Genomic DNA, 6,966 nt, shown 5'->3' with positions numbered 1-6,966 from the left:
CCGCAGTCTATGGAAGACGGCGTCAACGACCTTGAAATGATGATGGCTGAATGGCTTGGCGGTGATGCGTCACCTGGTATCAACGTTGGCTACATTTTTGCTGATGCAGATGTTGCTCCGGATCCGGGCGATGAGCACGGTTTATCAAATAACGCTATCAATGCCGTCATTTTCAACCTTGCCTGCCGAATTGCTCCAGATTATGCGCTGGAAGCGTCTGCAAAACTTATAACCACTGCCAGATACGGGAAAGAGCGACTCGTCAAACTGTCTGCAATGGACAGGGCAAAAGCAGCTAAATGTAAGTCCGGTTATCCAAACCGTATGCCTGTTGGTAGTGGTAACCAGTTGGCGAAGTGGAATGGTTGGAATTACTTCCACCGAAAGGAACCTTGCGATAACGGGAGCGAATAATGCCTATTCAGCAACTTCCGCTTATGAAAGGTGTCGGCAAAGACTTCCGAAACGCCGACTATATCGACTATCTGCCAGTGAATATGCTGGCTACACCCAAAGAAATCCTGAACAGCAGCGGATATCTTCGCTCATTCCCGGGCATTGCCAAACGTTCTGACGTGAACGGTGTATCTCGCGGCGTCGAGTACAACATGGCGCAGAATGCTGTTTATCGCGTGTGTGGCGGCAAGCTGTACAAAGGAGAAAGTGAAGTCGGTGATGTTGCCGGAAGTGGTCGTGTATCAATGGCGCATGGTCGGACATCACAGGCGGTAGGCGTTAATGGTCAACTGGTCGAGTATCGCTATGATGGCACGGTCAAAACCGTCTCAAACTGGCCTACAGACAGTGGATTCACTCAGTATGAGTTAGGTTCAGTTCGCGACATTACGCGCTTACGTGGGCGTTATGCGTGGTCAAAAGACGGAACTGATTCATGGTTTATCACTGACCTTGAAGACGAATCTCATCCTGACCGTTACAGCGCACAATATCGTGCCGAGTCTCAGCCTGACGGCATCATCGGTATCGGGACATGGCGAGACTTCATCGTCTGCTTTGGTTCATCGACTATTGAATATTTCTCCCTGACTGGCGCAACCACCGTTGGTGCCGCTTTGTATGTTGCACAACCATCGCTGATGGTGCAGAAAGGCATTGCCGGAACTTACTGCAAAACGCCATTCGCTGATTCGTATGCGTTTATCAGCAATCCGGCAACGGGTGCGCCGTCTGTGTATATCATCGACTCCGGTCAGGTGTCACCAATTGCCAGCGCGAGCATTGAGAAAATCCTCCGCTCCTACACTGCTGATGAACTGGCTGATGGTGTGATGGAATCGCTGCGATTTGATGCTCATGAGTTGCTGATTATCCACCTTCCGCGTCACGTCCTCGTGTACGACGCATCTTCAATCGCCAATGGCCCACAATGGTGTGTGCTGAAAACAGGTCTGTATGACGATGTGTACCGCGCTATCGACTTCGTTTACGAAGGCAATCAGATAACGTGCGGCGATAAGCTGGAATCTGTTACCGGGAAACTGCAATTCGATATCAGCAGCCAGTACGACAAGCAACAGGAACACCTGCTGTTTACTCCACTCTTCAAAGCGGATAACGCCAGAGTGTTCGACCTTGAGGTTGAATCGTCAACTGGCGTTGCGCAGTACGCCGACCGCCTTTTTCTCTCTGCAACCACTGACTGCATCAATTACGGGCGTGAGCAGATGATTGAGCAGAATGAACCGTTCGTTTACGACAAGCGTGTTTTGTGGAAGCGAGTAGGGCGCATCAGGAAAAATGTCGGCTTCAAATTGCGCGTTATCACGAAGTCACCTGTCACTCTGTCTGGCGCTCAGATAAGGATTGAGTAATGGCTGATTCGAATCTCAATGTGCCGGTAATCATCCAAGCTACGCGGCTCGATACATCAGTCCTTCCACGCAATATCTTCTCGCAGTCGTATCTGCTTTACGTTATCGCACAGGGCACTGATGTTGGTAACGTGGCTAACAAAGCCAACGAGGCCGGACAGGGCGCTTATGATGCACAGGTCAGGAACGATGAGCAGGATGTGATTCTCGCTGACCATGAGCAGCGAATTTCTGCTGCGGAAGCAACGCTTGTTAATCATGAGGAGCGAATCAGACAGGCAGAATCAACTCTTCAGGACCATGAAACACGAATAGCTCAGAATGAAAGCGATATTTCGTCGCTTGACACAAGAGTTCAGTCGCTGGAGTCGCAGGTTTCAGACCATGAAACGCGCATCGATGCTCTGGAGTATGCAACCACACGCAAGAAGTCAGAGGTTGTTTACTCTGGTGTATCTGTAACCATCCCGACAGCGCCGACCAACCTTGTTAGCCTGCTGAAAACGCTCACACCGTCATCCGGCTCGTTGGCACCATTCTTCGACACCGTTAACAACAAGATGGTTGTGTTCAACGAGAACAAAACCCTGCTCTTCAAGTTGTCGATTGTCGGCACGTGGCCCAGCGGAACCGCCAACAGGTCAATGCAGCTAACCTTTTCCGGCTCTGTTCCTGACACACTGGTCAGCAGTCGTAATGCGGCGACAACAACCGACAACATCCTGTTAGCTACGTTCTTCAGCGTGGATAAAGACGGCTTTCTTGCCACAAATGGCAGTACGTTAACCATTCAGTCGAATGGTGCGGCGTTTACTGCCACAACCATCAAGATAATCGCGGAGCAGTGATGATTACATTCAAACCAACGCGAAACATCGACCTGATAGAAGCAGTCGGAAATCACCCTGACATTATCGCCGGGAGCAACAACGGTGATGGATACGACTACAAACCTGAATGCCGTTACTTTGAGGTGAACGTGCACGGTCAGTTTGGCGGCATTGTTTACTATCAGGAGATTCAGCCGCTGACATTAGATTGCCACGCCATGTACCTGCCAGAGATTCGCGGCTTCAGCAAGGAAATTGGGCTGGCGTTCTGGCGATACATTCTGACTAACACCACCGTTCAGTGCGTAACATCGTTCGCTGCACGCAAATTCCGACACGGTCAGATGTACTGCGCAATGATTGGCCTTAAGCGTGTAGGAACCATCAAGAAATACTTCAAAGGCGTGGATGACGTGACTTTTTACAGCGCCACACGCGAAGAACTAATCGACTTCCTGAATCACGGGAGATAGCCATGTTATATGCATTTAAGCTGGGCAGAAAACTGCGCGGCGAGGAACCTTATTGCCCTGAAAAAGGCGGGAAAGGTGGCAGTTCTGATAAAAGCGCAAAGTATGCAGCAGAAGCCCAGAAGTATGCTGCAGACCTGCAAAATCAGCAGTGGCAGACGATCATGAAAAACCTTGCTCCGTTCACGCCTCTTGCGGAGCAGTATGTTAACCAGCTTCAGAACCTTTCCAGTTTAGAAGGTCAGGGGCAGGCACTTAATCAGTATTACAACTCTAAGCAGTATAAAGACCTTGCAGGGCAGGCGCGTTACCAGAGTCTTGCTGCTGCGGAGGCGACGGGTGGACTTGGTTCGACAGCCACAAGCAATCAACTGGCTACGATCGCGCCGACACTCGGTCAGTCTTGGTTATCAAATCAGATGAGCAATTACAACAATCTGGCAAACGTTGGGCTTGGTGCGCTGCAAGGTCAGGCAAACGCCGGGCAGACGTACGCCAACAACATGAGCAGCATTGCACAGCAAAGCGCAGCTCTTGCCGCTGCTAATGCCAATAAACCATCAAGTCTTCAGACTGCAATTAGCGGTGGCACGTCTGGTGCGATTGCCGGTGCAGGTCTTGCCAGCCTTTTGGGAACATCAACGCCTTGGGGCGCTGGTATTGGTGCTGGTATCGGATTGCTTGGCTCGTTGTTTTAAGGGGGAATCATGGCTACTTGGCAAGGAACAAACGGCGGATTGTTGGCTGGTATCGGCGGCGTCAACTCAAACGCTCCGAGCGTAAATGACATCGGCAATACGCTTCAGCTTATCAGGCAGAACAATGATATTGAGCGTTCAGGCGCTAACAATGTTGGGCTGACTGCTTTGCAAGGTCTTTCAGGTATTGCGGGTGTTTTTCAGCAGGAAAAGCAGGCTCAGCGGCAGAAAGAATTTCAGCAGGCGTACGCTAATGCTTATGCGTCTGGTGATCGCGGTGCTTTGCGTCAGTTGGCTACTCAATATCCAGACCAGATTGAATCCGTTCGTAAAGGCATGGGATTCATTGATGAAGAGCAGCGTAATTCTATCGGCACCTTAGCGGCTGGCGCACGCCTTGCGTCATCGTCTCCAGAAGCAATGCAATCATGGCTGCAAAACAACGCCGGTGAGTTAGCTCGTGTTGGCGTTAATCCTCATGACGTCGCTCAGATGTACCAACAGAACCCGCGGCAGTTCGGCGAATTTGTCGATCACCTGGGGATGAACAGTCTCGGGCCCGAAAAATACTTTGACCTACAGGATAAAATGCAGGGTCGCCAGGTTACCATGCGCGGTCAGGATCTGGATTCGCAAACCGCCGCTCGGAATCAGGCAATCACAATGCGCGGACAAGATATCCAGGCGAATTTAGGTCAGCAGCGCATTAATCTGGACGCAGAAACAAACCGCATTAACAACGAAAATAAGCGCCTTGACCGGATGCTATCAGCAGAAACTAACGACCTGAAGCGCCAGGAAATACAGAGCCGCATAGCAGCCAACAACCAGCAGTTGCAGCAGAAGCAGCAAGCGCTAAATGATGGCTACAAAGACGGCATCAACACCCTCACAACCAGCATGTTCACTCTGAACGATATCGTTAGTTCTCCTTCACTTAAGAGCATTACAGGCTTACGTGGAGTAATCCCCAACGTTCCAGGCTCACAGGCTGCAGACACTCAGGCACGACTTGATACCTTTAAATCACAAGCATACCTGACAGCGGTTCAGGCCATGCGAGGCATGGGCGCACTTTCTGATGCCGAGGGCAAAAAGCTCGACCAGGCTGTTGGTTCGCTGCAGAACTCGCAGAGCGAGGAGTCCTTTCGTCGCAACGCTGGCGTCATCCTGAACACGCTCAACCAGAAGCGTAATGAGGCGGTTGGTAAGTACGTTCAGCAAAACGGTATCAAGCGAGTGGAAGCGCCTCAGGCTTCTATAGATTACCTGAAGCAGCACCCCGAGCTGTCAATCGACTTCATTAATCGCTACGGATATCTTCCATCTTTGGGGCAGTAAATGGCTAATTACCGTGATTTGTTAGAGCAGGCTGGCGCACGTTACGGTGTGCCAGAAGGGTTGATGACTGCACTGGGTGCCAAGGAGTCTTCTTACAACCCTGCCGCAGTAAGCTCCGCCGGGGCTGTAGGATTGACTCAGGTCATGCCTGGGACATGGCGTGATATGGGTTATACCGATGAGCAAATGCAAAACCCCGAATATCAGGCTGACGCTGGCGCGCGCTATCTGGCAAAGATGTACCAGCAGTTTGGTAACTGGCGTGACTCTCTTCAGGCTTATCACGACGGTCCCGGCAACGTTATGAAGGCAAAGCGTGGTGAATATACGCCAGGACCTGAAGGCCGCGGTTACGTTGATGATCGCTTTGCTCAATGGGCTGGTGACCCGGTGACAGACTCAACAGTCGAACAGCGCGCCACCTCTGCAAAGGTACATCCTCAGCAAGACCCTAACAACCCGTTTGCACAACTGGAAGTACAGTCATCCGAACAAGTATCGGCATCAGGTGTGCAGTCAGACCCAAATAATCCATTTGCTCAGATTGAGCAGCAGGCAGCCAGTCAGCAGCCACCTCAACCCGTAAGTTCTGTCGCACCGAAACCTGTTCAGCAACAAACAGTTAATCAGGCCAATAATGCACCAACACGGGAAGAACCATCATTGATGCAACAAGCTGGCGATTGGCTCACTGGTGGTCAAAGTGCAGGGCAAATTGCAGAACAGGCTGGTCGTGGTCTGGTAAACATACCATTTGACGTATTGCAGGGTGGCGCAAGTCTGATTAATGCAATCAGTCAGGGGCTTGGGGGGCCAAAAGTATTGGATGATGTTTATCGTCCAGTAGACAGACCGACAGACCCCTACGCGCAAGCTGGAGAGTCAATAGGCGGTTATCTTGTTCCTGGAGCAGGTGTAGCTGGAAACATGGTCATTGGTTCTCTCGCTGACGCGGCGAATCAACGGGGTGATTTTGCCGAAAATGCCGCTATTAATGCCGGACTTAGCATTGCTACGCATGGCCTGATAAATGGCGTTACCCGTGGTGTTCGTGGTGCATCAAATATAATTAGTGGCAATAAAACATCTGCACAGAGAGCGACCACTGCGCCAACAGAAACATCACCATTCTCCGGTGATGCCGCTGCAGCAACAAATCCTGCGGTTCATGCCGCAGAGGCAAGAGTAGCACAAGGTGTACCAATGACGCCTGCGACGAAGAACCCAGAGGAAGTCGTTCGCACAGTAGCAGCACAAAAAAGGCCAAATCTCGCTTCATCGCTTGATGAACTAGATATCAATCCTCAGGCTGAAGTTCTGGAGTCTGCTGAAAGGCTTAATGTTGATTCATTACTCCCTTCACACTTTTCCGGGAACGAGCAATACAAGGCAGTTGAGCAAGCAATCAAGTCCCGTGCGGGTTCTGCTCTACAGGTGCAGGAAAATGAAGCAATCAGGCAGCTAGCACAGGGCGCGGGTGAGATAATTGATCGCGTTTCCGGTGCAAAAGATGCTCTTGGTATGAGCGACAAGTTTATTGATACGGTCAATGGAAGAATGTCTGCGCTGATGAAACGAAGCGACCAGCTTTATCGCAATGTTGAAAAGGCGATGCCTGCAGGTGCAAAAATTGATGCGCCATCAACAAGGTCAATGCTCAAACAGGTGGCAGAAGATCTTGGCGGGATGAAAAACCTTGACCCTATTGAAAAGAGAGTTGAGGTAGCCTGAGTTTAACGGACACTCCTTCCTGAAATAGAATGGCATCAGAAGGAGCTAATAATGAGCAGAAAAA

General features: G+C 50.7%; 7 protein-coding genes. All 7 read left to right on the top strand.

The window, feature by feature from the left end; all coding sequences use genetic code 11:
- Positions 1-414, top strand: a 414-nt coding sequence (locus tag ABZJ92_RS19865) for a packaged DNA stabilization gp4 family protein (protein ID WP_353765460.1), incomplete at its 5' end; no start/stop codon positions are given.
- Positions 414-1,832 carry a packaged DNA stabilization protein gp10 gene (locus ABZJ92_RS19860; RefSeq protein ID WP_001122382.1) on the top strand — a complete coding sequence of 473 codons (1,419 nt, stop codon included), beginning with the start codon at positions 414-416 and terminating at the stop codon, positions 1,830-1,832. The genes ABZJ92_RS19865 and ABZJ92_RS19860, both read left to right, overlap by 1 nt.
- Positions 1,832-2,680 (top strand): tail needle knob protein, encoded by an 849-nt coding sequence (locus ABZJ92_RS19855; protein WP_000785540.1) that lies wholly within the window; start codon positions 1,832-1,834, stop codon positions 2,678-2,680. The genes ABZJ92_RS19860 and ABZJ92_RS19855 overlap by 1 nt, the downstream gene beginning before the upstream one ends.
- A complete protein-coding gene (locus ABZJ92_RS19850; protein ID WP_000627639.1) occupies positions 2,680-3,135 on the top strand; it encodes a DUF2824 family protein in 456 nt (151 codons plus the stop codon). Before ABZJ92_RS19855 ends, ABZJ92_RS19850 begins: the two co-directional genes overlap by 1 nt.
- A 2-nt stretch (positions 3,136-3,137) precedes the next feature.
- Entirely contained in the window at positions 3,138-3,830 is a 693-nt protein-coding gene (locus ABZJ92_RS19845; protein WP_000964877.1) for a DNA transfer protein, read from the top strand.
- 9 nt (positions 3,831-3,839) lie between these two features.
- The gene (locus ABZJ92_RS19840) at positions 3,840-5,171 is read left to right on the top strand and encodes a phage DNA ejection protein (protein ID WP_000246949.1); all 1,332 of its coding nucleotides are present in this window, start codon (positions 3,840-3,842) and stop codon (positions 5,169-5,171) included.
- A complete protein-coding gene (locus ABZJ92_RS19835) occupies positions 5,172-6,902 on the top strand; it encodes a lytic transglycosylase domain-containing protein (RefSeq protein WP_005053293.1) in 1,731 nt (576 codons plus the stop codon).
- Positions 6,903-6,966 lie beyond the last annotated feature (64 nt).

The organism is Shigella sp. FJ200513, assembly GCF_040495915.1.
Classification (GTDB): Bacteria; Pseudomonadota; Gammaproteobacteria; order Enterobacterales; family Enterobacteriaceae; genus ECMA0423.
Note: the sequence above shows the minus strand (reverse complement) of the source record. Positions and strands in the feature narration are given on the sequence as shown.

Excerpts from the sequence above, each read along its gene's own strand:
- ABZJ92_RS19840 (WP_000246949.1), top strand. The coding sequence starts at position 3,840 with ATGGCTACTTGGCAAGGAACAAACGGCGGATTGTTGGCTGGTATCGGC.
- ABZJ92_RS19835 (WP_005053293.1), top strand. The coding sequence starts at position 5,172 with ATGGCTAATTACCGTGATTTGTTAGAGCAGGCTGGCGCACGTTACGGT.
- ABZJ92_RS19860 (WP_001122382.1), top strand. The coding sequence starts at position 414 with ATGCCTATTCAGCAACTTCCGCTTATGAAAGGTGTCGGCAAAGACTTC.
- ABZJ92_RS19845 (WP_000964877.1), top strand. The coding sequence starts at position 3,138 with ATGTTATATGCATTTAAGCTGGGCAGAAAACTGCGCGGCGAGGAACCT.
- ABZJ92_RS19850 (WP_000627639.1), top strand. The coding sequence starts at position 2,680 with ATGATTACATTCAAACCAACGCGAAACATCGACCTGATAGAAGCAGTC.
- ABZJ92_RS19855 (WP_000785540.1), top strand. The coding sequence starts at position 1,832 with ATGGCTGATTCGAATCTCAATGTGCCGGTAATCATCCAAGCTACGCGG.